The 24201-nt window shown below is 72.9% G+C and carries 21 protein-coding genes; 9 read left to right on the forward strand and 12 right to left on the reverse strand.

Annotation, left to right across the window (positions count from 1 at the left end; all coding sequences use genetic code 11):
- Nucleotides 1-594: a sigma-70 family RNA polymerase sigma factor gene (locus tag LO772_RS03890; RefSeq protein ID WP_231776927.1), complete on the reverse strand. Its 594-nt coding sequence runs from the start codon at nt 592-594 to the stop codon at nt 1-3.
- 732 nt (nt 595-1326) lie between these two features.
- Here LO772_RS03890 and LO772_RS03900 point away from each other — a divergent pair.
- From LO772_RS03900 to LO772_RS03910, 3 genes are all read left to right on the forward strand, one after another.
- Entirely contained in the window at nt 1327-1761 is a 435-nt protein-coding gene (locus LO772_RS03900; RefSeq protein WP_231776928.1) for a hypothetical protein, read from the forward strand.
- 47 nt (nt 1762-1808) lie between these two features.
- Nucleotides 1809-2099, forward strand: coding sequence for a hypothetical protein (locus LO772_RS03905; RefSeq protein WP_231776929.1), 291 nt, complete (start codon nt 1809-1811; stop codon nt 2097-2099).
- Between the two features lie 139 nt (nt 2100-2238).
- Nucleotides 2239-3207: an LLM class F420-dependent oxidoreductase gene (locus tag LO772_RS03910; protein WP_231776930.1), complete on the forward strand. Its 969-nt coding sequence runs from the start codon at nt 2239-2241 to the stop codon at nt 3205-3207.
- A gap of 468 nt (nt 3208-3675) precedes the next feature.
- Here the strand turns inward: LO772_RS03910 and LO772_RS03915 are convergent, their stop codons facing one another.
- From LO772_RS03915 to LO772_RS03940, 6 genes are all read right to left on the reverse strand, one after another.
- Complete coding sequence (locus LO772_RS03915; protein ID WP_231776931.1) at nt 3676-4710, reverse strand: ROK family protein; 1035 nt, start codon at nt 4708-4710, stop codon at nt 3676-3678.
- 372 nt (nt 4711-5082) lie between these two features.
- Nucleotides 5083-6432 carry an ROK family transcriptional regulator gene (locus tag LO772_RS03920; protein ID WP_231776932.1) on the reverse strand — a complete coding sequence of 450 codons (1350 nt, stop codon included), beginning with the start codon at nt 6430-6432 and terminating at the stop codon, nt 5083-5085.
- A gap of 49 nt (nt 6433-6481) precedes the next feature.
- Nucleotides 6482-7057, reverse strand: a complete 576-nt coding sequence (locus LO772_RS03925; RefSeq protein WP_231776933.1) for a hypothetical protein — start codon at nt 7055-7057, stop codon at nt 6482-6484.
- Nucleotides 7058-7257: 200 nt separating this feature from the next.
- On the reverse strand, nt 7258-7479 hold the full coding sequence (locus tag LO772_RS03930) for a hypothetical protein (protein ID WP_231776934.1): 222 nt from the start codon (nt 7477-7479) through the stop codon (nt 7258-7260).
- A 553-nt stretch (nt 7480-8032) separates the two neighbouring features.
- The gene (locus tag LO772_RS03935; RefSeq protein ID WP_231776935.1) at nt 8033-9310 is read right to left on the reverse strand and encodes a cytochrome P450; all 1278 of its coding nucleotides are present in this window, start codon (nt 9308-9310) and stop codon (nt 8033-8035) included.
- Nucleotides 9311-9542: 232 nt separating this feature from the next.
- Nucleotides 9543-10193: an SAM-dependent methyltransferase gene (locus LO772_RS03940; protein ID WP_231776936.1), complete on the reverse strand. Its 651-nt coding sequence runs from the start codon at nt 10191-10193 to the stop codon at nt 9543-9545.
- A gap of 136 nt (nt 10194-10329) precedes the next feature.
- Here LO772_RS03940 and LO772_RS03945 point away from each other — a divergent pair, with 136 nt between their 5' ends.
- Together LO772_RS03945 and LO772_RS03950 are read left to right on the forward strand one after the other, a co-directional pair.
- On the forward strand, nt 10330-10899 hold the full coding sequence (locus tag LO772_RS03945; protein ID WP_231776937.1) for a helix-turn-helix domain-containing protein: 570 nt from the start codon (nt 10330-10332) through the stop codon (nt 10897-10899).
- A gap of 37 nt (nt 10900-10936) precedes the next feature.
- A complete protein-coding gene (locus LO772_RS03950; protein WP_231776938.1) occupies nt 10937-11509 on the forward strand; it encodes a TetR/AcrR family transcriptional regulator in 573 nt (190 codons plus the stop codon).
- Between the two features lie 739 nt (nt 11510-12248).
- Here LO772_RS03950 and LO772_RS03960 read toward each other — a convergent pair.
- Nucleotides 12249-13379, reverse strand: a complete 1131-nt coding sequence (locus tag LO772_RS03960) for a CaiB/BaiF CoA transferase family protein (protein ID WP_231776939.1) — start codon at nt 13377-13379, stop codon at nt 12249-12251.
- 89 nt (nt 13380-13468) lie between these two features.
- Here LO772_RS03960 and LO772_RS03965 point away from each other — a divergent pair, with 89 nt between their 5' ends.
- Entirely contained in the window at nt 13469-14641 is a 1173-nt protein-coding gene (locus tag LO772_RS03965) for an acyl-CoA dehydrogenase family protein (RefSeq protein WP_231776940.1), read from the forward strand.
- Between the two features lie 36 nt (nt 14642-14677).
- Here the strand turns inward: LO772_RS03965 and LO772_RS03970 are convergent, their stop codons facing one another.
- Entirely contained in the window at nt 14678-15304 is a 627-nt protein-coding gene (locus LO772_RS03970) for a hypothetical protein (protein WP_231776941.1), read from the reverse strand.
- 84 nt (nt 15305-15388) lie between these two features.
- Nucleotides 15389-16252: an alpha/beta fold hydrolase gene (locus LO772_RS03975; protein ID WP_231776942.1), complete on the reverse strand. Its 864-nt coding sequence runs from the start codon at nt 16250-16252 to the stop codon at nt 15389-15391.
- Between the two features lie 345 nt (nt 16253-16597).
- Here LO772_RS03975 and LO772_RS03980 point away from each other — a divergent pair, with 345 nt between their 5' ends.
- The gene (locus LO772_RS03980; RefSeq protein WP_231776943.1) at nt 16598-17608 is read left to right on the forward strand and encodes a DUF2889 domain-containing protein; all 1011 of its coding nucleotides are present in this window, start codon (nt 16598-16600) and stop codon (nt 17606-17608) included.
- 603 nt (nt 17609-18211) lie between these two features.
- On the opposite strand, the gene LO772_RS03985 is transcribed toward LO772_RS03980, so the two are convergent.
- Nucleotides 18212-19039 carry an SDR family oxidoreductase gene (locus tag LO772_RS03985; protein WP_231776944.1) on the reverse strand — a complete coding sequence of 276 codons (828 nt, stop codon included), beginning with the start codon at nt 19037-19039 and terminating at the stop codon, nt 18212-18214.
- 475 nt (nt 19040-19514) lie between these two features.
- Between LO772_RS03985 and LO772_RS03990 the strand changes: the two genes are divergently transcribed.
- Nucleotides 19515-20750 carry an FAD-dependent monooxygenase gene (locus LO772_RS03990; protein WP_231776945.1) on the forward strand — a complete coding sequence of 412 codons (1236 nt, stop codon included), beginning with the start codon at nt 19515-19517 and terminating at the stop codon, nt 20748-20750.
- Nucleotides 20751-21075: 325 nt separating this feature from the next.
- Nucleotides 21076-22128, forward strand: coding sequence for an alpha/beta fold hydrolase (locus LO772_RS03995; protein WP_231776946.1), 1053 nt, complete (start codon nt 21076-21078; stop codon nt 22126-22128).
- A 131-nt stretch (nt 22129-22259) separates the two neighbouring features.
- On the opposite strand, the gene LO772_RS04000 is transcribed toward LO772_RS03995, so the two are convergent.
- Nucleotides 22260-24008: a cytochrome P450 gene (locus LO772_RS04000; RefSeq protein WP_231776947.1), complete on the reverse strand. Its 1749-nt coding sequence runs from the start codon at nt 24006-24008 to the stop codon at nt 22260-22262.
- Between the last annotated feature and the right edge of the window lie 193 nt (nt 24009-24201).

Below are 24201 nucleotides of genomic sequence, written 5' to 3' on the forward strand. Positions count from 1 at the left end.
TCAGCTCACGGCGGCCTTCGCGAGTGCCGCGCGCAGTGCCCGAACGGCGTAGTGGACACGGGACTTCACGGTCCCGGGCGGGATGTTCAGCTCCGCGGCGACCTCGTTGATGGTCCGGTCGCGCAACACCGTCTCGATGACCACCTCGCGGTGGGTGGGCGACAGCGTGCGCACCGCCTGGGCGATGACGAGGCCGCGGAGCATCGACTCGACGTGGTCCCGGCCGGGGATGAACTCCAAAGGCTCCGGGTTGACTTCCTGCGGCCGTACGCTGCGCGCGCGGTGCTCGTCTATCACGATGCGCCGGGCGACCGTGGACAGCCACGGCATCATCGACGGCACGGAGGAGTCCAGTCCGGCGGCCTGCCGCCAGGCGCGGAGCATCGTCTCCTGCACCACGTCCTCCGCCCAATGCCGGTCCCCGCCGGTCAAGTTGAGGCAGTACGTGAGCAGCGGCACCCGGTAGTCCCGGTACAGCGACTCGACGATCTCCGCCGCGTCGGCCCCGTCCCCGCTCCCGCGCCATGTGTGTTCACCGCACGCAACAGCCGCGTTCTGCCCCACGTCCAGCCCCGTCCCCTCGCCGTGCCCCAACCATTCGGACCGTAGCGACGGCAGATTGCGGGCAAGCGCCCCGCAAAGGTGAATTCAGGAAAACTCTCGGTGTCCTGTTGAACCCTCCGCGCGTTCCATCCGTAGGGGCCGCCGGTCCGCGAGCGGTTTCCCTGATTTCTCGGGGCCTGATGCAGGGCGCCCTCACGGCACTGGGCTCCCCGATCACCACCACCCACCTCGAACCCTTCGCCACCCCCGACACCTGCCTCGCCCACCTGGGCCCGAACGCGGGCGGGTAGGTCGTGTCTTGGCGATCTTGGCGCCGCTCACATCGCGCCGGGCCTGCGCTGGGCCCGCGCCGGGCCCGCACCGGGCCTGGCGGCCCTCCCAGGCCCTCCCGCCCTCCCAAGCTCTCCTTCGTGCCGTGCCGGATCCGACCGCGTGCGCGGTCGTCCTTGGAGGATTCGGCAACGCCGCGAGGTGCGGTGCGAAGGAGGGCCGCCGGGCGCGGCGCGGCGTGAGCGGCGCCAAGATCCACGAGACGCGGCCCAGTCGGCCGGACGGCGTTCTGTGTTCTCGGGCCATGTGGCCCTGTCCCGGGAGCACCCGGGGCCGGTACCACCGGATCAGGCCCGCCGGGGCCTCAGCGGTCGGCGCGTCCGCCCCGCCCCGCGACGGGCCCGTGAGCCGGGCCGGAATCGGGGCGGGACCGGAACCGAGGCGGGACCGTGAGCGGCGGATCCGGCCCCTGACACGAGAGGCAGGACTCCCATGAACGCGACGTCGGCCGACATCGCCGCCGCCCTCACCTTCGTCTGGTTCGGGATGGTGATCGCGATCTCCTTCCTGGAGGCACCCCTGAAGTTCCGGGCGCCCGGGCTCACGGTCCCCGTCGGGCTCGGCATCGGCCGCATCGTCTTCCGGGCGCTCAACCGGGTCGAGACCGTGCTCGCGACCGCCCTGGTCGTCGTGGTCGCGACCGGCGACCCCGGCGCGGCGGTCATCACCCTCATCGGGGTGGCCGCCGCCGTGCTCGTCGTCCAGCTCGCCGTGGTGCGCCCGCGGCTCACCAAGCGTTCCGACGCCGTCCTCGCCGGTGCGGACCCCGCACTCCACCGCTCCGCCGCGCACCTCTCCTACATCGCGCTGGAGATCGTGAAAGTCCTGGTCCTGCTCGCCCTGGGCGGCACCGTCGCGGCGAGCTGACACGCCCCGACGCCACATGATCCCCCGTCCCCGATTACAGTGCCGATATGTCTGACTCCACAGTGATCTTCCGGATCGAACCGCTCGGCGACCACGAGTACTTGGTCGCGATCCACAGCGGCACGGAGACGGCCGAGCCGCAAATCCGTGCCTCGCCCGGCATCATGCGGGTGCTGGGCGCGGGCGAGGACGACGAGGAGCGCGTCGTCCACGAGACGGCCGAGTTCCTTCTCGCCCACCAGCCGCTCTTCGACCTGCCGCCGATGATCGACCTGGAGGATGTCGCCGCGGCGTACGACGACTTCCTCGACATCCTCCGCAAGCGCCTGAACGGCTGAGTGCGGCTGAACGGCTGAACCGACACGCGGCAGAGCCAACGCGCGTACGGGCTCCGGGGGTTCCGGGCCGTGCGCGCGACGGCCGCTATCCTGCGCCCGGCGCCACCGAGGCATCCACCGACGGCAGAACGGGGACGACATGCGCATCGGCCTGATGATCGGATCGGACAGGGAACGCCCGCGCGCCGAGCGGCTGAACGGGCTGGTCGACGACGTCCGCGCGGCCGAGCACGACGGGTTCGCGTCGTTCTGGGTCCCGCAGGTGCCGGGCTACCTCGACGCGATGACCGCCGTCGCGATCGCGGGCCACGCCACCGAGCGCATCGAACTCGGCACCGCCGTCGTCCCGTTGCAGACGCGCCACCCGATCCCGATGGCGCAGCAGGTGCTCACCACGCAGGCCGCGTGCGGCGGGCGGTTCACCCTCGGCCTCGGGCCGTCGCACCACTGGATCGTCGGCGACCAGCTCGGCCTGCCGTACGACCGTCCGGTCGCCGCGTTGCGCGACTATCTGGAGGTGCTGGGCCAGGCGTTCGCGGGGCCCGGCCGCGTCGACGTCGAGAACGAGACCTACCGCGTGCACAGCCCGATGGACGTCGTCGACGCGCGGCCGATGCCGGTGGTGATCTCGGCACTCGGCCCGGCGATGCTCCGGCTCGCGGGTGAGCGCACGTCGGGGACGATCCTGTGGATGGCCGACGAACGCGCCGTCGCGGAGCACATCGTGCCGCGCATCACCTCGGCCGCCTCCGCCGCGGGGCGCCCGGCGCCGCGCGTCATCGCCGGTGTGCCGGTGGCCCTGTGCCGCGACGACGAGGTGGACGAGGCACGGGCGTTCGCGAGCGAGGTCCTCGGGCACGCGGACCTGTCGCCGAACTACGAGCGACTGTTGCGGCACGGCGACGCCGAGGACGTCGGCGACACCATGGCCGCGGGGGACGAATCCGCCGTCCTCGCGCGGCTCAAGCGGTACCGCGACGCGGGCGTCACCGATTTCGCGGCCCGCATCGTCCCGCTCGGCGACACGCCTCGGGCCCGCCGCGCATCCCGCGACCGCACCCGCACGTTCCTGGCCGACCTCGCCCAAGATCCGCTCACCGCGGCCTGACCGGCCGCACACGGCGGCCCGCGACCGGCTCCGCGGCACCGCCCTCGACGACGGGCGGGACCGCCCCCCAAGACGACGCGCGGCGCGATCGTGGCGGGCGGACCCCAAGACCACGCGGGGCGCGATGCGCGATCGCGCGGTCCGAGGAAGTCCCCCACGCGACCGGCCGCCGCGACCTCGACACCCTGGGCGAGTCTCTTCGTGGGCCGCGAAGAGGGTTTGGTGCCCCAAGTCGGAAGTACCTCGGTGGATCTCCGCCGCGATCGCCCCGTGGTCGCGCCCGTTTCCTCAAGGTTGCGGCTCGCCTCGGCATCGTCGACCGCAGTGCCGGGAGCGAACGCACCACCCAAGAATCTCCGACTCGGGTCACCAGGAGGAAGGCGGCGGGTCGTGCCGGTCGACCTCCACCTCCCTGCACGCGGCGGCACCGGGCTCGGCCCGGCGCCGCCGTTCCCGTTCCGCCGGAGGTCAGTGGCTCGCCTCGACCGCCCGCCGGGTGTCGCTGCCCGCCGGTGCCGTGCCGAGGGCGAGAAGTGCGGCGCCGACGAGCCCCGCCTCGTTGCCGAGGCTCGCGGGCACGATGGGCGGGAGCGTACGGCGGTCGGCGCCCATGACGAACCGCTCGAAACTCGCCGTCGCGGGCACGAACAAAAGGTCGCCGGTCGCCCCGAGGCTGCCGCCCAGGACGACGATCTCGGGGTCAAAAAGGTTCACCAGCGAGGCGATCCCGGCACCGAGCCAGAAACCGAGCCGGTCGAAGAGGTCGCGGGCCACCGCGTCGCCTTGGAGGGCGGCGGCGTGGACGGTCTCCCCGGTGGGCTCGCCGGTTTCGCCCGCGAGCGTCGCGATCACGCCGGACGGGTCGGCCGCGGCGGCCTCGCGGGCCATGCGGCCCAGCGCGATGCCCGACGCCTGCGCTTCGAGGCAGCCCGTGGCCCCGCACCCGCACCGGGCGCCGCCTTCGGGGCTGACGATCAGGTGGCCGACCTCGGCGCCGATGCCGGTGTGTCCCCGGTAGAGACTTCCGTCGAGGATGAGCCCGCCCCCGATCCCGGTGCCGAGGGTGAGGACGATGATGTCCCGGTGCCCGGCGCCCCGGCCGACCGTCGCCTCCGCCCAGGCGGCGGCGTTGGCGTCGTTCTCCACCACGGCCGCGAGACCGGTCCGTTCGCTCAGCAGCTCCTGCAGCGGGAGTTCCTGGTACGCGTTGTTGGGGGCCCAGCGCACCAAGCCTCGCGGCCACTCGACCATGCCCGCGGCCCCGACGCCGACCGCTTCGGCCCCGGGGTATTCGTCGCGCAGCCGGGCGACGAGGTCGAGCAGCGCGGCCGTGGTCTCGTCGGCTCCGGGAGGCGTCGGGATACGCAGCTGCCGCACGATCTCGCCGGACGCGGTCACGACCCCGCAGGCGATCTTGGTGCCGCCGACGTCGATACCGATCGCGAGCCGACCCGTGGGCCGTGCGTCGTTCGGACGGGGGAGGGAGATATCGGGTGCGGACATAACTGCTCCGTTTCGGACTCGTGGATGTGCCGGGCGAAAGCGGCCGGTGTGCGGGGGTGTTCGTAGCGAGGATGTCCCGACGCGCGAGCCGACGCCGACGCGGGGACCGGCGCGGGAGGCGGGACCACCGCGGACGCGGGCTCCGGCCCCGGGGCAGCCGGGGCCGACGCGCGAGCCGACGCGCAAGGCAGGAGCGGCGTCACGGCCGTCGCCGACACCGCCGCCGGGGCCGACGCCGCCGATACGCGAGCCGGTCCCGGGACGACGGCCGACGCGCGAGCCGGGGCCCACACCGACGCGGGGACCGATGCCGGGACCGGGCCCCGCACCCGCACCCGCACCCGCACCCGCACCCGGAGCGGCGGATCCGCGTCAGGCATGGGATGCCACCTCCACCGCGCCCGCGATGAGATCGCGGATGACCATGGTCGCCGCGCCGCGCGGGCCGTCCCAGCGTTCGTCGTCGCGGATGAGCCGGATGAAGCCGGGCTCGGGGGCGGTGAACGCGGTGTACTCGTCGACCGCCCGCGTCACGGCCGCGTGGTAGTCGTCGTTGAACAGCACCAGCCGGCCCGGGTCGCTGTCGGACGCGGTGACCGCCGGGCCGGTGACGAAGACCTTCGCCGGATCGACGCAGGTCAGCATCGTCGCGAGTCCGCGCCCGAGGAGCGTGCCCGCGTCGGCGAACGCCTTCTTGGCCTGGCGGTCGCCGTCCGCGGCCCGGGCGCGTGCCTCGGCGAGTCGCGCCGCCAGTTCCTGCGGGTCACTCGGCACGGCGACCCCGAGTGACTTGAGGATCGCCGCGGCCGTGGCCACCGCCTCGACGCAACCCCGTTTGCCGCAGCGGCACTTCTCGTCCCCGGGCGCGACGATGATGTGGCCGAGTTCGCCGGCCTTCCCGGTCGCGCCCCGGTGCGGCTCGCCGTCGCGGAACTCGGACGAGCCGACGCCGTCGTGGCTCACGAGCACCATCAGGAACGACTCGTCGTTGCGCGCGGCCCCGAACCAGCGCTGGGCGGTGCCGAGCGCGTTGGCGTCGTTGTCGACCACGGTGTGCAGGCGCGTCGCCGCACGCAGCAGGCGGCGCAGGGGGACGCGCGGCAGCGCCCACTTGTCTCCCCATTGCAGGTTGACGGAGTAGACGACCTCGCCGCTGCGGCCGTCGATGTGCCCGCCGAGTTCGACGCCGAGGCCCAGCAGGGGCGCGCTCGCGTCGTCGCGGACCGCGCGGAGTTTGGCGGTCAGGTCGTCGACGAGGTCGCGTACGCCGTCGACGAGCGTGTCGACGTCCAGCGGCTCCCCGTCGACGGGGAACGCGAACTCCTGGGATTCGCCGACGGGTTGGCCGCGCAGGTCGACGATCAGGCCGGTGAGCCCGTCGCGGCGGATCTCGATGCCCGCGATGTAGTGGCGCCCGCTGTTGACGCGCACCGGCGCGGACCGGCCGACGCGTTTGGCACCGCCCGTACCCGGCTTGCGGGTGATGAGGTCGGCGTCCTCCATGCGCTGCAGGACGCCGGAGACCGCGCTGCTGCCGAGGCCGGTGATCGCGGCGATGTCCTTCGCGAGCGGGCCGTCCACGCGGACGACCGTGCCGAAGATGCGCTCCCAATTGCGTTGCTGGGCCTGGAGTTGCGGGGGGACGAGCTGGCCACGCCGCTTGCGCAGGCGGGCTTGGTGCAGCGCGGTCTCGACGGGAATCCCCTGGTCGCCGGCGGTCATGGTCGGCCCCTTCCGTGGTCGGCCCGGCGGGTGTGGCCGGGCGGGTGGCTCAGTGGGCTTTCGCGGTGGCCGACGCAAGGACGGCGCCGCCGCGTGCGACGGGACGGACGACGCGGCCTTCGGGCGGCCCGGACCGGGTGACGAGGACGGCGACGGAGGAGCGCCCGGTCGGCGCCGCGAGGTCCCGCGCGACGCTGAACTCGACGCGGTCCCCGCGCGCGAGGCCGGTGCCGTCGCGGAGCAGCAGCTTGTTGTCGTGGCGGACCCTGCCGCGGACCGACGTGACCCGGCCGTCCTTGGCCTTGGCGGTCTTCGAGACCGGGGCGGTGACGACCCCCGCGAACCTCGGCGGTGTGCGGTGCCACGGCTCCAGGCGGTGGGTGAGCGCGCTCTCGTACACCTCGTGGTGTCCGTTCGAATAAAGGACGACGTGGAACGTGCTGTGCTCGGCCAGCAGTTTCTCGGGAATCCTGGGAACCGAGGTGAGAATGCTCTTCCTCCGGAAGCCGACCGGTGCGAACCACCCCGCGACCCGTCCGTTGCCGACCACGCCGTACAGGGCGAGGTAGCGAAGATCGTTGAACGCGGTGACCAGCTTCAGATCTTCCTCGAAGTTCGGTCCCACGGGCAAATGCGCCCCGTAGCGTTCAGCGATCATACGAAAATCACCGAGAACCTCGCAGGCGTGCTGCGCGCTGCGTTCGGTCCTGTCGGGTCGGCCGTCCATGCGGTTCTCCTCTCGGCGCCGGACCTGATGGCCCCCGGGGGCCGCTGCCGGGTCCCGGCCGGCGGCGCGATCCGCCGCCCGCCGGGACCGATCTGTTGCTAGCCGCCGTGCCGGGCACCGCGGACGACGATGTACAGGACGGCGAGGATCATGGCGAGATAGCAGGCGAGTACGCCGATCTCCGCCGCGGGGTCGGCGTATTGGACCGTCGTCGCGCGCTGGCAGACGCCGACCGCCACCTCGGCGGTGACGAACGCGGGCACGACCCAGTGGCGCCGCTGGTCCTCCGGTCCCTCGGGTCCCGTTCCGGGAGTGGACATGGTGCGACCCTTCCTTGTGTCCGTTGCACGCTGTTGTGGACGCCGCACGGATGCGGCGGAGCGCCGAGACGTCAGGCGATGGTCGATCCAGGTCCCGAAACGAAATTGATCATTTGCGTCGTCACGGAGTTTCAAGAGAACCTTTGGAAGCCAGCGTACCCCTGTGCCTATTGCCGAACCGAAGTCCTTCCGAAATGCGGCATGATCAATTCGCTTTTAAGTTTGCGAGGGCCGGGATTCGGGTCGCAAAGCGCGCAGAAACGAACATCATGCGGGGTTTTTCCAGCATGGACGGATACTTTTCCGCCGCCCCTGCCGGTTTTCGGCCAATATGGCCCGGGCGAGAAAAATCTTCACCCGATCACCCGGGGCGAGGCCCATCCATCCCTTCCGTCGCGTGCGTCGCACGCGCCACGCGCGCGGATCAGCGCGGGCCGACGAGCCGCTGCCGGACGCGGCTCCGGCCCGTCGCACCGCAAACGCACGACCGGCCCCCTCTCGGCGGGGAGAGGGGGCCGGTCGGCAAGTCGTCCGGCCGGGACGCGGTGCGGTGTTACTCGGCCGTCTCGGCCGGGGTGAAGCGGATGAACAGGCGGGTGAGCCCGCGGAGGATGAAGGTCGGGATGTAGCGGTAGTCGCGGTTCCCGGCCGGGCCGTGCTTGTCCTCGTCGATCCAGATCTCGGACGTGCGGTCGAGCAGGCGGTTCAGGCTGACCACCGCCTCGGCGCGGGCGAGCGGCGCGCCGGGGCACGCGTGCACGCCGCGGCCGAACGCGACGTGCGCCCGCGCGTTCTTGCGCTCGATGTCGAACGTGTCCGGGTCCTCGAACTTGCGCGGGTCGCGGTTGAGGGCCGCGTTGACCAGCATCACGGTCGTACCCGCCGCCAGTTCGACACCGCCGACGGTGACCGGGACCTTGGCCAGCCGGAAGTCGCCGCGCACGGGGCTCTCGTACCGCAGCGTCTCCTCGACCAGGCCCGGGATCAGGCTGCGGTCGGCGCGCACGCGGGCCTGGAGCTCGGGGTCCTCGGCGAGGATCATCACCGCGCTGCTCAGCAGGCGCACGGTCGTCTCCTGCCCGGCCGCGAACAGGTTCGCCGCGACGCGCACCGCGTCCATGACCTCGGGCACGGTCCCGTCGGGGAACGTCGCGGCGGCGATACCGCTCAGGACGTCGCCGCGGGGGGTCTCGCGGCGGTCGGAGATGTACTCGCTGAACTTGCCGTAGAGGTAGTCCAGCGGCGAGTGCTCCATCGAACCGCCGTCGCTGCTGCCGATCATCGACCCGCTCAGCAGCGCGTTGCGGAACTCCGCGTGGTCCTCCTCCGGCACCCCCAGCAGGTCGGCGATCACCAGCATCGCGAACGCCTGCGCGAACTCGCCGTTGAACTCGACGCGTCCGTCACGCAGCACCTCGTCGTACTGCCGGTCGGCGAGGCGCCACATGAACTCCTCGTTCTCCGCCAGCCGCTTCGGGGTGATCATGCGCGCCAGCAGCGCCCGGTGGTCGGCGTGTACCGGCGGGTCGAACGTCGGGAGCTGGTCGCTCAGCGGCAACTCGTCGCGGTGCGCCGCGATCAGCTCCGAGATGTCGTCCCCTTCGAGCGGAACAGGGAAGCCCGGAAAAGGGCCGGTGACGGAATTGCACGACGAGAACCGCTCGGTGTCGTTGTAGATCGTGACGGCTTCCTCGTAACCCGTCACCATCACCACGTCGTGGTGCTTCTCCCGGCGCAGCGGACACTCACCGCGCAACGCCGCGAAGTAGGGGTACGGGTCCCGCAGGAGCTCGTTGTCCGTGAAGAAGTCGACGGAATCGACGTCGGTCATACCGTTCCTTCCGACCTGGCCGAACGCGCCCGGCCCCGGTTCCGGTCCACCCCATCGTCCACGCGCGGACGATGGGGTACGGGCCGGTCCAATCCGAGGTCCGGGCACGCCCGCGGCTGGTGAGCATGGCGCCTGGCTTCGTGCCCTTACGCTACTGCGCTCTTCGCTTTCGAGAAACACCGTATTCGATTTCGAGAACACCATTTTCGCAGATCGAGCATCCGCCGGAGGCTCAGGACCGCCTGCGCACCGCCACGACGGTGTCGAGCACCGTCCCCGTCTCACCGTTCGGGCCGATGGCCTCGCGCTCCGACAAGTCGAGCCGGACGACGGGCCACTCGGCGGGGTCGAGCGCGAGATCGTCGCGGATCTCCTCGGGCGTCGGGAAGCGCATGTCACGGCCATGCGAGGACCACGGGCCGGCCGAACCGTGCTCGACGACGAGCAGCAGCCCGCCGGGGACGAGGGCGTGGGCGGCCTTGCGCAGCACCTCGGCGCGCGGCAGCTCGAAGGGCGACTGGAAGTACTGCGCGGAGACGAGGTCGAACACGCCGTCGGGGAACGTCTCGGCCAGGTCGTGCCGGGCCAGCTCGACCCGGTCGGCCACTCCGGCCTCGGCCAGGTAACGCGCGGTGCGTGCAAGGGCGTTGGCGGAGAGGTCGACCGCGGTGACCCGCCACCCGCGCCGGGCCAGCCAGACCGCGTCGCCACCTTCCCCGCACCCGAGGTCCAGGGCCCGGCCGGGGGTGAGCGCCTCGGCGGTCTCGACGAGCCTCGGGTTCGGGGTTCCCCGCCACCGCCGCTCCGGGCCGTCGTACAGGTTCTCCCAGAACTCCAGGGGCGTTCCCGGGGCGGCGGCGTGGTCGTGGTGGTGCGTGCTCATGGCGGGGTCCTTCCGACGTCGGGGCGCACGCGTACGGGCCGGGCCCGCGCGCACGTGACGAGGAGAGTGCGACGGCCGCCGGAGAACTTGCAAGAAAGTTTGCCGGTTCGGCAAGGTGGGCCGCGGAGGTGACGGCATGGACGACTTCGGCGGCGTGCTGGCCGCGGTCGGACCCCGGCTGCGCGATCTGCGGCGCAAACGCGGCATCACCCTGGCCTCGCTCTCCGAGGCCACCGGCATCTCGGAGAGCACGCTCTCACGCCTGGAGAGCGGCGGACGCAAGCCCAACCTGGAGCTGCTGCTGCCGCTCGCCCGGGCGTACGGCGTGCCCCTGGACGAACTCGTGGGTGCCCCGCACACGGGCGATCCGCGCGTACACCTGCGGCCGGTCACGCACGGCGGCGTCACCCACATCCCGCTCTCCCGCCGCGCGGGCGGCCTGCAGGCGCACAAGATGGTCATCCAGCCGGGCGCCCGCGACCCCGAGCCCAAGACCCACGAGGGCTACGAGTGGGTGTACGTCCTCGACGGGCGCCTGCGCCTGATCCTGGGCGACCGGACGCTGGTGATGACGCCCGGCGAGGTCGCCGAATTCGACACGCACGTCCCGCACTGGCTCGGCGCCGCCGACGACCGCCCCGTGGAGATCCTGGCCATCTTCGGCCCCCAGGGCGAGCGCGCCCATCTGCGGGCCCGACCGCGCTGACCTCGGCGTTCACCGGCGGGGTGGTTACGCTGACCCCATGCCCTCCATGCGCCGCACCGCCCGCCAGACCGACCTGTTGAAACGGCTGGTCGCGTTGTTCGCGGCCGAGGGGTTCGCGTCGTTCACGCTCGACGAGCTGACCGAGCGCCTGTCGTGCTCGAAGACGACGCTGTACCAACTCGCGGGCAGCAAGCAAGATTTGGTACGCGAGGCGGTCAAACACTACTTCCGCGACGCCACCGCGGCCGTCGAGAAGCGCGTGGCGGACACGTCGGCGCCCGCCGAGCGCGTCGTGGCGTACCTGGACGCGGTCGCGGAGCAACTGAGGCCGCTGTCACGGACATTCCTCGACGACATGGCCCGCTTCGAGCCGGCCCGCGAGGTCTACCAGGCGAACACCTACTTCGCCGCCGACCGCATCCGCGAGCTGATCGCGGAGGGCGTCGCCGCCGGGGCGTTCCGCGACGTGCACGCGGCGTTCGTGGGCGAGGTCGCCGCCGCGACGATGCAGGAGATCCAACGCGGCGAAATCGCCAAACGCACCGGCCTGACCGACGCGGAGGCCTACGCCGAACTGGCCTCACTCATCGTGCACGCGGTGTCGATGTAGCCGGGCACCGAGGCCGGGGGACCCCGGACGGCCGGGCCGGGCGCCGGCCAGCGGGCCGGAGCCGGGCGCCGAGTTGGGCGGCGCCGCGGCCCACGCGGACGCGGCAGCCAGCCACGGATCACCCCCGCCGCGCCCGAGCGGCAAAACCGAGCGGCAAGGCCGGGCGTCGCGCCCAGGCCGCGAGGCCGGGGGCTGCGAGGCCGGGGGCTGCGAGGCCGGGGGCTGCGAGGCCGGGCCGTGGCGGGACCCGCGCCGACGCCGCGGACACCCCCGGGTCACCCCGTCCGCCGTCCACGCGCGGAGGCGTATGCCGAGCTGGCCTCACGCACCGTGCACGCGGTGTGTCGATGTAGCCGGGCGGCAGGGCCGGGCGTCGAGGCGGGCGGCAGGGCCGGGCGTCGCGCCCAGGCCGCGAGGCCGGGCCGCGAGGCCGGGCCGCGAGGCCGGGGATCACGCCGTCGCGTCGTTCACCCCCCAGTCGCGCAGCACCGACGCGGTGTCCGCGCCCGGTTCGCCCGGGGGCGTGGGAGTCGCGGAGGGCGTGCGTGAGAACCGGGGGGCGGGTGCCGCCTGGAGCACGCCGTCGACCTCGACTAGCGTGCCGCGCCCGATGTAGCCGGGCGGCAGGGCCGGGCGTCGAGGCGGGCGGCAGGGCCGGGCGTCGCGCCCAGGCCGCGAGGCCGGGCCGCGAGGCCGGGCCGCGAGGCCGGGCCGCGAGGCCGGGCCGCGAGGCCGGGGATCACGCCGTCGCGTCGTTCACCCCCCAGTCGCGCAGCACCGACGCGGTGTCCGCGCCCGGTTCGCCCGGGGGCGTGGGAGTCGCGGAGGGCGTGCGTGAGAACCGGGGGGCGGGTGCCGCCTGGAGCACGCCGTCGACCTCGACCAGCGTGCCGCGCGCGGCGATGTGCGGGTGGGCGCCCGCCTCGGCGAACGTCAGGACCGGGGTCACACACGCGTCGGTGCCGGCGAAGTGGGCGGCCCACTCGTCGCGCGTCCGCGACGCGAAGCGCTCGGTGAGGCGGGCCCGCAGCACCGGCCACCCGGCGGGGTCGTCCTGCACGGGCAGCCCGGCCGGGTCGAGCCCGAGGCCCGCGAGCAGCGCCGCGTAGAAGTGCGGCTCCAGAGCGCCGACGGCGACGTACCGGCCGTCCGCACAGATGTACGTGTCGTAGTAGGGCGCCGCGCCGTCGAGGAGGTTGGCGCTCCGCTCGTCCGACCACGCGCCCATGCCGCGCAGCGCCAGCGTCATCTGGCTCAGCAGCGCCGTGCCGTCGACCATCGCGGCGTCGACGACCTGCCCGGCGCCCGAGCGCGAGCGCTCCCACAGCGCCGCCAGCACGCCGATGACCAGCAGCATCGAGCCGCCGCCGAAATCCCCGACCAGGTTGAGCGGCGGGGGCGGGGGGCCGTCCTTGCGCCCGATCGCGTGCAGGGCGCCGGTGAGGCCGATGTAGTTCAGGTCGTGGCCGACGTCCTGAGCCATCGGGCCGTCCTGGCCCCAGCCGGTGATGCGGGCGTAGACCAGCGCGGGGTTCTCCTTCGCGCAGTTGTCGGGGCCGACGCCGAGGCGCTCGGCGACACCGGGCCGCAGGCCCTCGATCAGCACGTCGGCGCGGGCGGCGAGGGCGAGCACGAGTGCGCGGCCCTCGGGCTGCTTGAGGTCGGCGAACACCGAACGACGGCCGCGCAGCACGGCGTCTTTGGCGCCCGGCGGCCCGATCCGCAGCCCGCGCCCGGCGGGCCGCTCGACGCGGACGACCTCCGCGCCGAGGTCGGCCAGCACCATCGCGGCGTGCGGGGCCGGCCCCAACCCCGCGAGTTCAAGGACGCGCAGGCCGGCCAGCGGGCCGGTTTCGTGGTGGGGAGACATGGCCGAATAATACTTGCGGCGATACTCTCGTATCAATCACAGTATCGATATCACCGCGTATCGATCACGGCCAGCACCGAGGAAGCCTCATGCCTGCCACCCGAACGCTCCCCACGCCCGAGGCCGTCGACCTGATCGGCCTGACCCGCAAGCTCGCCGAGAAGGAACTCGCGCCCCGCGTCACCGAGGCGGAGGCCGAGGAGCGCTTCCCGCGCGAGGTCTTCCGCACGCTCGGCCGCGCGGGGCTGCTGGGCCTGCCGTATCCGGAGGAGTACGGCGGGGGCGGCCAGCCGTACGAGGTCTACCTTCAGGTGCTGGAGGAGATCGCCGCGGTGTGGTCCAGCGTCGCGGTCGGCGTCTCCGTCCACGCGCTGTCGTGCTTCGGCCTGGCCGCCTTCGGCACCGAGGAGCAGAAGAACGCCTGGCTGCCCGACATGCTCGGCGGCGAACTCCTGGGCGCGTACTGCCTGTCCGAGGCACACGCCGGGTCCGACCCGGCGGCGATGCGCACGCGCGCCGTGCGGGACGGCGACGAATATGTCCTCAACGGCGCGAAGGCCTGGACGACGCACGGCGGGTACGCGGACTTCTACACCGTCATGGCCCGCACCTCCGACGAGCGCTCGCGGGCGATCTCGTGCTTCCTGGTCCCGGCGGACACCCCCGGGCTGGTCGCCGACCCGCCCGAGCGCAAGATGGGCCTGACCGGGTCGGCGACCGCCACCGTGCGCCTGGAGAACGTGCGCGTCCCCGCCGACCGCCGCATCGGCGAGGAGGGTGACGGCCTCAAGATCGCCTTCGCGGCACTCGACTGCGGGCGCCTCGGCATCGCGGCGGTCGCCACCGGGCTCGCGCAGGGCGCGCTCGACCAGGCGCTGCGCTACGCCCGCGAGCGGGAGACCTTCGGGCAGCCGATCATCGACCACCAGGGCCTGTCGTTCCTGCTCGCGGACATGGCCGCCGCCGTCCGCGTCTCCCACGCGACCACGACCACCGCCGCGATGCTCAAGGACCAGGGCCTGCCCTTCACCTACGAGGCCTCCATCGCCAAACTCGTCGCCACCGACAACGCCATGAAGGTCACGACCGACGCCGTCCAGGTCCTGGGCGGCTACGGCTACACCCGCGACTTCCCGGTCGAGCGCTACATGCGCGAGGCCAAGGTCATGCAGATCTTCGAGGGCACCAACCAGATCCAACGCCTGATCATCGGCCGCGCCCTCAAATCCGACACCCGAGGCGCACTCCGCATACGGCAGTAGCCGACCGCCGGGGACGCCGGCCCCGTGGCGGGGGGGTCAACCCGTTGAGATCGGGGTGCGGGAGGCTGCCGTTGTGGTGAGGGTGAGGAGGGCTTTTTCCTCGGTGGGTTTGGCGAGGCCGGGGGTCGGGTCCTTGGATTTTTCCGTCAACTCGACGGAGATGTCGACGAGTTGGGGGCCGGAGACGAAGGTCGTGCTGGAGAACGGCAGGTTGATGTAGGCCGCGTCCGCGATGCCGGCGACCTTGCGCTGGGTCAGCGGCGCGCCGTCCTTCGACGCGACGTAGTCGGCCAGGTCGTCATAGCCGCCCCCGGTCAGCGTGGTCACGAACACGGTGATGAGCTTGTCGTCCGCGCGCAGGTAGCACTTGTCGCCGGAGCCGTCGGGCGTCGCCGCCCGGCCGAGGATTTCGGTGATCTGGCTGGGCGCGACCGCCGTGCACGCCCCCTTCGCACCGTCGTAGCGGTCGTTCGCCGCGCTCTGCGGTCCGGGTGTCGCGGGCGCGGCGGGCCCGGTCGGCGACGGGGGTCCGGAGACCGGTCCGGCGGCGACGCCGTCGCCTGAGGGGGGCGCGGCGTCGTCACCGTCGTCGTTCGATCCGCCGCAGCCGGCCACCGCGAACGCGCAGGTCACGACGGCGGCGACGGCCAGGGTTCGACGCATGGCGATTCCTCCGATCTCGTGCCCGGTGCCCCACCGCCCCGGGCGTCGCCCGTACGACGGTTCCTGCCGTCCCGCGGTTCCGCGTCAGGCGTCCCCACCGCCGCGGCGCAGCCACGCGGCGACCGAGCCGGCGAAGGTCTCGGGGTGGGTGAAGGGGCCGAAGTGGCCGTGCTCGGGGTGGAATTCGTCCTCGCCCTGGGGGAACCGGCCGATGATGTCGACGAGCCAGTCGGCCTCGGGGCCGCTGCCGCGCACGATCAGCACGGGGCATTTGACGGCGGGCATCGCGTCGTAGACGTTGGCGTCGACCAGCGACAGGTACACCTGCGCCTCGTTGTCCGGCCGGCACTTGAGGCTCACGTGGTCGCCCTCGTCGGCGAAGCCGTGTTCGACGTACGCCGCCAACACGTCGCGGGCGAACGCGTTCATGGGCGGCTTGGCGGAGTAGTTCGCCAGTGCCTCGGCGCGGTCGGCGAAGACCGCGCGGCGGCGGCGCGTTCCCTCGATCATCACGCGCGGCGGCACCTCGCCGGGGGGCTCGTCGCCGTCGGCGGGCGGCAGTCCGGCGGGCTCGTACAGCCACAGTGCCCCGAATGTCCCCGGGCGCGCGGCCTCCGCGAGGATCAGCGACGCGCCGCCGAGCGAGTGCCCGATGCCGATGGGCTTGGTCGCGCGCGGGGGCAGCGCGTCCACGGCGGTCAACACGTCCTGGGCGAACGCCGACCACGGGAACCCGTAGCCGTCCGGAGCCGGTGTGTCGCCGTGCCCGCGCAGGTCGATCCCGTGGCAGTCGACACCGGGCAGGTGCCGGGCCAGGGGCCCCCACATCCGGCCGTGGAAGCCGGTGGCGTGCACGAGGAGAGCGGATTCGACCGCTTCGGCGCCGTCGTCGGGGCCCGGCAGGGCGTGAACGGCGGGAATGATGTTCTCCGTGGAGAGAATGCGCATAACATAAGTGAACCAGGTCAACAATAAGCCGTGCGGCCCGGCCCGGGCATGGGACGTGTCGGGTGGATCACGGGAACGCCCGCGTCACACCGGACTCCGAGGGGCGCGGCCGACCTTCCCGGCGTCGTCGACCCGCCGGGCACGGCCCGGCCGTTCGTCCGCCACAAGCCGACCCGGGCGCGGCGCGTCCGCGCGCGGATGGGAATGTGGAGTGTCGTCTTCGACTTGACGCCGAGGCTCACGGAGACACGCGGAGCCATCACGTCGTCCGGTGGTGCCGGGCACCGCCGTTCCGCCCGGTCGGGCCGGCGGACCCGAACGCGCCGGCCGCTTGAGGAGGTACGAGTGACCACGCACCCCATCGCGCTGCACCCCCGGCGCGGGACCCACGACCCCCTGCCGACGTCGCCGCCGCGCGTGCCAGGGTCCGTGCGGCGGACCGCGAGCGTCGAGGCGGTGCGTCCCGACGGGCTGCGCGGACGCGTCATTCTCACCGGTCGCGGGCGTGACCTGGTGACCGGCGCGGACGGTGTCGGCCGGGTCGCCGGGAGCGCCGGATTCACGATGGAGGTCGGGTACCTCACCTCGCGCACCGTCGACACCATCACGTCCGATCCCGAGATCCCCGGGCTGGACGGGCTGCGCGGCGCGGTCGCCGGGCCCGGCTTCCGCGCCCGGCTCAACGAGATCGCGCCGGCCGAGCGCGACGCCCGCTCGCTGCTGTATCTGTTGCTCGACGACGTCCCGGGCGCGGCGCTGGTGTCCGGGTACGCGATCATCGCGGGCGGCGAGCGGGTCAAGGCCCAACGCGTGGCCCGGCATCCGGCGGCCGACCAGTGTGCGGGCTGGGCGTCCGATGCCACGATCATGCTGGAGATCAACAGCGGCGGGAACACGCCCGTCCCCACCGGCCCGGTGTCTCCCCCGCTGTCGGACGACGCGGACCCGATCGCGTGGCACGAACTGCCCGACCTGCCGCCGCACGGTATGCGCAGGCACCGGCGCCTGGACGTCGCGCCGTCCTCTGATGGGCTTTTGACGGTCGATCAGCACTTTCGCGACATGCACGTTTCCGGCGAGGGCCGGGCCACGGTCCTGCACGAGTACGAGGTGCACGCCCGCGTCGAGCCCGGCACGTGGCGCGTGGTCGACATCGAGGCCGTGCCGCGCGTCCTGCCGTGGGTGGAGTGCCCGGCGGCGGTCGCCAGCGCCCGGCGGCTGATCGGCCGCTCCCTCGCGGACGTCCGCACCGAGGTCCGCGAGGAGTTCCGCGGGACGTCGACATGCACACACCTGAACGACCAACTGCGGTCACTGGCCGACGTGGTGTCGATCGCGGACCTGATGCCGACCTGACACGCGGGCCCGCCGACACGGGCGGGCGGTGCGCGGGCGCGGCGACCGCGGTGCGCGAACGCGCGCGGGACCTGTCGCGGGCATCGAGGTCCGGGCCGAGTACCCGGGCCCGGCAAGGCCACGGCACTGCCCGGCGGCCAGTGAGCCCGGGGGGCGTCGCTCGCGCGGCGGGACAAGGGCGGAACCCCCGAGGCCCGGCCAGGCGTCGACGCCGGAGCGCGGTGAGCAAGCACCGTGCCGTCACCGATCCCACGCGACGGGTGCGGAACTCCCCACGCCCGGCAGGGGCTTCCGCGCCACCCCCGCGCGGTAGGGGCGCGCACGAGCCCGTCACGCACGAGCCCCGTCCCCGGACTCCGTCGCGGCCCGCCCCCGGCGGCACGCCGCTGCCGCACGGCCGCGACCCGGACGACGTCCGTCCGGAGCGCCCGACGCCGCCCGCGGGCCCGCCGCGGCGCCGGTCCCCGCGAACGGCTTCGGGGGCATGCCCACCCGTTCGTGGTCATGCCCCCGAGGCGTGCTCACCCGGTCATCGGGCCCCCGCGTACCGCCGCATGGCGAGAGCGGCGGTCGTGCGGAGGTCGCGGATGACCCCGGTGAGGGTCAGGCGCGGCCCATCATGAACTTGGCGATGGGGGTCGCGGACGGGAAGGAGCCGCTGATGCCGGAGCTGAAGTACCCGGCGTCGGCGAGCAGCGTGATGCCGTTGATCGCCCGCGCGGCGTCGCTGCACAGGAACAGCAGCGGGTACGCCTGCTCCAGCGGCGTCGACGGCTGCGTGCCGACCTCGGCGCGGTAGTCGGTGCCGAAGCCGAGCCAGGTCTCCTTGTTGGACTGCGCGAGCGGCGTGTCCGTCGGGCCCGGGCAGATCGCGTTGATCCGGATGCCCTGCTTGAGCAGCGGCATCGCCTGCGACGCGACGTACGCGCAGACCGCCTGCTTGGTGAACATGTAGTTGGCCTTGTCGTGCTCCACCGCCCACTTCGACGCCGCGTCGAAGTCGGTGACGGCCAGGAACTCCTGGAGCTCCGGAAGGTTCCCCTCCCAGCCGAGGCCGGCCGCCGACGAGATGAAGCCGATCGAGGAGCCGCGCGGCAGCATGCCGTCGGCGAGCAGGCGGTCGATCAGGTACCGGTGACCGACGAAGTTGATCTTCTCGATGCCCGGTGTGCCGTCGGCCACGCCCGCGCACGACAGCAGGACGTCCACGCGTCCACCGCACTCGGTGACGGCCGCGTCGATCGAGGCGGCGTCGGCGAGGTTGACGTGGATGCCCTGGACACCGGAGAGCTTGACCTCGGCGAAATCCATGACCACGACCTCGGCGCCGGCGCTGACCGCAAGCTCGGCCGCCGCCGCGCCCATACCCGTCGCACCGCCGACCACGAGAACCCGCTTGCCGTCGAACCGGAACGCGTCGAACAGACTCATTCTTGTTTTCTCCCTCGCTGTGCCAGGTTGGTGCCCGGTCTGCTTCCCGTTGTGGTGCCCGTGCACTGGTACCCGTGATCGCGTGCCTCCGCGGGTGCCGCCGCCGACGGGAACAGTGTTCCATCGGCGGTTTCGCAGTCTTCCATACGGCCGTTCACAACTGTTTGGCGGTCGGCTGTGCCTTTCCCGTGGTCCGCACGGTGTTCTTGTGGTGTCTCGTGGGGTTCCGTCCGGTGTGCCGTCGTGACCCTCCGCGACCGTCCGACGGCCGGCGCGCGCACGGCCCTCGTACGCGCCGCGCACCGCCGCGCGAGCCGTTCCCCGACGCGCTCCGATGGCCGAAAGCAAGCGATCCGTCAACCTTCCGCGGCCGGTCCACGCAATGTGTCCGCCGGGCGCCGCCGCACCCTCTGGGCGCTCCGCCCTACCGGTAGGTTGCGGGATGGCATTTCACCGCAGTACCAAAGGAGTTGGCATGCGGGGTGGTTCGGTTGCGATCGTGGGCGGGAGCATCGGCGGGTGCGCGGCGGCAATGGCCGCGGTGCGAGCCGGCGCCGAACGGGTGGAGGTCTTCGAGCGGTCGGGGAACCGCTTGGAGGAATGGGGCATGGGGCTGGCGGTCAACCAGGGGCGGTACGAGGAACTCGCCGCCGCGGACTACCTCGACGACGACATACCGTTCGTCCGCTTCCATCGGCGCCGCTGGATCGTGCGCGACGGCGACGCCCCGGCGGGACGCGAACTGGGCGTCCAGGGCTTCGATTTCCGCGGCTACACGTGGAGCGTCCTGTGGCGGGAACTGCGCCGCCGGGTCTCCGGCGCGGCGGTCTACCACCCGGGCACGGCGGTCCGCGCGGTCGCGTCCCGGGACGACGCCGCCGAGGTGACCTTTCAGGACGGCTCGTCGCGGTCCTTCGACCTGGTAGTGGGCGGCGACGGCTACCGCTCGACGGTCCGGGACGCGGTCTTCCCCGACAGCCGACCGACATACGCCCGGTATGTGGCATGGCGCGGCACCCTGCCGGCGTCCGAACTGCCGGACGGCCTGGACTGGGATCCGTCCGACGCCATCACGGTGCTCTTCCCGCAGGGGCACGCCGTGCTCTACCGCATACCCTCGGCGGACGGCGGCACCACCGCGAACTGGCTCGTGTACGGTGCCCCGCCCGCCGAGACCGAGATCACGCCCGACGCCCCGACGAGCCTGCCGCCGGGCCGCACGACCGACCGGCTCATCGACTACCTCGGCGACCTGGTCGAGCGCCACCTCCCGCCGCTGTGGGCCGAGATCGTGCGCCGCAGCCGTGACCGCGTCTATGTGCAGCCCATCTACGACTTCGTCTCGCCCCGCTACGTCTCGGGCCGGCTCGCCCTGCTCGGCGACGCGGCCACCGTCGCGCGCCCGCACACCGGCGCCGGCGCGGTCAAGGCCCTCCAGGACGCCAGCGCGCTGGAGGCCGCGCTCCGCGAAACCGCCACCTGGGACGAGGCGTTGCACCGCTACGACAGGGAACGCCGCGACGTCGGCCTGGCGATGGTCGACCTCGGGCGCCGCCTCGGCCTCGCCCAGGTCGAGCAGGTGCCGGACTGGTCCGACATGGACGACCGCGCGCTGCGCGTCTGGTGGGCCGAACTCGTCGAGAAGTCGGGCGGATTCGGCGGATTCAGCCTGAACTCCCAGCCCGTGGCGGCGGGATCCGACCGCGGCTGATCCACGGCCCGCCGCCGGGGGCGCCGTTCCGGCCGCCGGGGCGGTGTCCCCCGCGGCGTGCGACGACCCCGGCGGCGGACCCCCGGAGCCCGGAGGCGGGCCGTGCCGACCGAAAACACCGTCCTCGCACGGTGGTTGGCGAGACGGTCGGCCCGGCTCGCACCGCGTGTTTGTTTGACGGTGCGTCACTTCGCTTTCGGCGTCGGACGGATGGCGGCGGCCGGACGATCTTCCTATGATCAGCCCCGCGAACGACCGCACCCGGCATCGGGCGCGTCCCCGAATGGCGCGTTCCGCCGGCTTCCCCGAGCCAGAAAGCCGATTGATGCGCCGAATCCTGACCGCCGCACTCACCGCGGGCGCCCTGCTGACCGCCGCTTTCGCGCCGACCGCGACGGCCGCTCCGCGGCCCGGCGCGTCCGGGGCGACCCCGAACTGCGTGGCGACGAGCCTGCCGGTGGCGCTGGACGCCGACGGTCCCGCCGACCAGACGCTGTGGGGGCAGCTCTGCACCCCCGCCGGGAAGCCCGTGCCCGCGACCGTGCAGGTGCTGGTCCACGGTGCGACGTACGACCACAACTACTGGGACTTCCCGTACGAGCCGGAGACGTACTCGTACGTGCGCGAGGCCGTCGGGTCCGGATTCGCGACGTTCGCGATCGACCGTCTGGGCAGCGGGAGTTCGTCGCGACCGGTGAGCAGCGCACTGGATTTGTACGGCGCCGGGCACACCGTGCACCAGGTCGTCCAGGCCCTGCGCGGCGGCGAGTTGGGCGGCCGGGCGTTCCCGAAGGTCGTCACCGTGGGGCACTCGATGGGCTCGGGCGCGGTCTGGTCCGAGGCGAGCACGTACCACGACGTCGACGGCGTGATCATCACGGGGCTCACCCACGCGTACAACTCGCAGGGCCGGGGCGCCGCGATCGCCGCGTCGGCACCGGCGAACCTGTACCCCGAGTGGGCCGGGCTCGACGACGGCTACCTCACCACCATCCCGGGCACGCGCGGCGATGTCTTCTACAACACCGCGCTCGCCGACCCGCAGGTGATCGCCGTGGACGAACAGCTCAAGCAGCCGCACGCGCTGGGCGACCTGGTCAGCCTCGACCTGGTGATGACGGACGGCAGCAGCGGGGGGATCGACGTCCCCGTCCTGCTGGCGATGGGCGAGCGGGACTCGCTGTTCTGCGGCGCCGACGGCACCGACTGCTCGACGTCCGCCGCGCTCCAGGCGGCCGAGGCGCCCTTCTACGGGGCAGCGCCGTCGTTCACCGCCTACGTGCTGCGGCAATCGGGGCACGACATCAACCTGCACCCGCACGCGGGCGCGTGGTACGGCGTCGCGTCCGGATGGGTGTGGAAGCACGTCGCGTCGTGAACTCCCGTGGTGGTGCCGCCACTAGGGCGGCACCACCACGTCGGCGCGGACGGGCCCTGACGCGGGCCGGGTGCCGCGCGACAGCGCGACGGCACCCGCGCCGGGGCCCGGGCCGCGGGTGACCGCGGCGGTCAGGCCTTGCGGTTGTTCCACCAAGAGGCCAGCGAACGCCACAGCCCGCGCCGCGCGTTCGCGCCCGGGGCCTGCGGCGCATCGGACTCCGCCTCCGCCTCCGACGCCGTCTCCGACGCCGCCGCGGGCGCCTCTGTGGGCGTCTTCGTGGGCGTCTCCGCGGCGGCATCGGCCGGGGTGCCGGGCTCGGGATCCGAGGACGCGCGGTCGGCGGCCTCCGGATCGGCGGCCTCCGGATTGCCGGGTGCCGGATTGCCGGACTCCGGTTCGGTGGCTCGCGGATCCGCGGACTCGGCTACGACGGGCTGGGGATCGGTGGGCTCGGAACCCGCGGGCTCAGATTCCACGGGCTTGGGTCCACCGGCCTCGGGATCGACGGGCCGCACCCCATCCGGCTCGGCCCCGGCCGGCTCGGCTCCGACCGCCGCCGGGCTGTCGACCGCCGCCTTCCTCGGCGCCGACGCGATCCCGGTGCCCTCGGCCACCGGCACCCGCGCCACCGGCTCCGCCGCCGGGAACCGTACCGGCAGCGCGGCGAGCGCGCGGTGGAACGGCCCCGGACGCCACCGCAGTTCGTCCTCGCCGACGGCGGGCTCCATGTCCGGGAGCCGGTCGATCAGCTTCTCGATCGCGACGGTGGCGATCAGCCGCGCGGTGTCCTTGGTCGGGCAGGTGTGCGGGCCCGCGCTCCACGACAGGTGGGCGCGGCTGCCGGACGTGCGCTGCATCTTCAGCGACGGATCGGTGTTGGCGGCGGCGTAGCTGATCACCACCGGGTCACCCTCGCGCAGTGCCACGCCGCCGAGTTCGACGTCCCGCACCGGGAAGTAGATCGAGAAGTTCGCCAACGGCGGTTCGTACCACAGGGCTTCGTCGAGTGCCGCGTCGATCTGGAGGGTGCCGGCGGCGAGATCGTCCGCGAAGCGTTTGTCGAACAGCAGCAGCCGCAGCGCGTTGAGGATGAGGTTCTGCTCGGGTTCGACACCCGCGCCTATGAGGACCATGAGCTGGTCGGCCAGTTCCTCGTCGGTCAGTCCGGCCTCGTGGGCGAGCAGCCACGACGTCACGTCCAGGCCCGGCCGCTCGCGCTTGAGCGCGAGCAGTTCCACGAAGCACATCGCCATGTCCGCGCTGGCCTTCTCGGCGTCGACGAGTTCGAACATCGCGGCGACGTCGCCCATGATGCGCTCGCCCAACTCCTCGGAGCAGCCGAAGAGATGATTCATCGTCAGCAGCGGCAGGATCTTCGCGTAGTCGGCGACGAGGTCGGCCTCGCCGACCGCGCAGAACCGGTCGACGAGTGCGTCGGCGGCGCCTTCGACGAACGCCCGCAGCGTGATCGGGTCGACCCGGTCGAAGCTGTCCTCCACCGCCCGCCGCAGCCGGGCGTGTTCCTCACCGTCGGTGTGCTGGCAGACGGGACGGCGGATCATCATCGGCAGGATCGGGCTGTCCCGCGGCACCCGCCCCTCGGCCAGAGCCCGCCACCGCCGGGGATCCTTCGAGTAGTCCTCCGGGCCGCGCAGGACCTTCAGGGCCTCGTCGTACCCGAGCACGAGCATGGCGTCGATCCCGGGGGCCAGTTGGACGGGGGCCACCGGCCCGTGCTGGGCGCGCAGTTCGCGATACGCCGCGGCCGGGTTGTCGGCGAACACGGCGTCGAAGATCGCGAGTCCCCCGTCCGGGCCGGAGTGCGCGACGGGGCATCCGGCCGGGGTGTCCGGACCGGGTTCGTGCGTGGGCGACAACGGATCTCCCAGGTGGTGACGTGACAACGTGCGGCGAAGTCTCGCACGCCGCCCCCTGCGGTGATCAAGGTTTCGAGCCCAGCAAATCGGTTGCCTGGCAACGGAATTCGCGATCGCGTACCGACCGCCGCCACAAACCGGTGCGCAGGGGGCACGGCGACCGCCCGCCCGCACGGGCGCGGCGTCATACGGA

The sequence above is a fragment of the Yinghuangia sp. ASG 101 genome (assembly GCF_021165735.1).
Lineage (GTDB): Bacteria > Actinomycetota > Actinomycetes > Streptomycetales > Streptomycetaceae > Yinghuangia.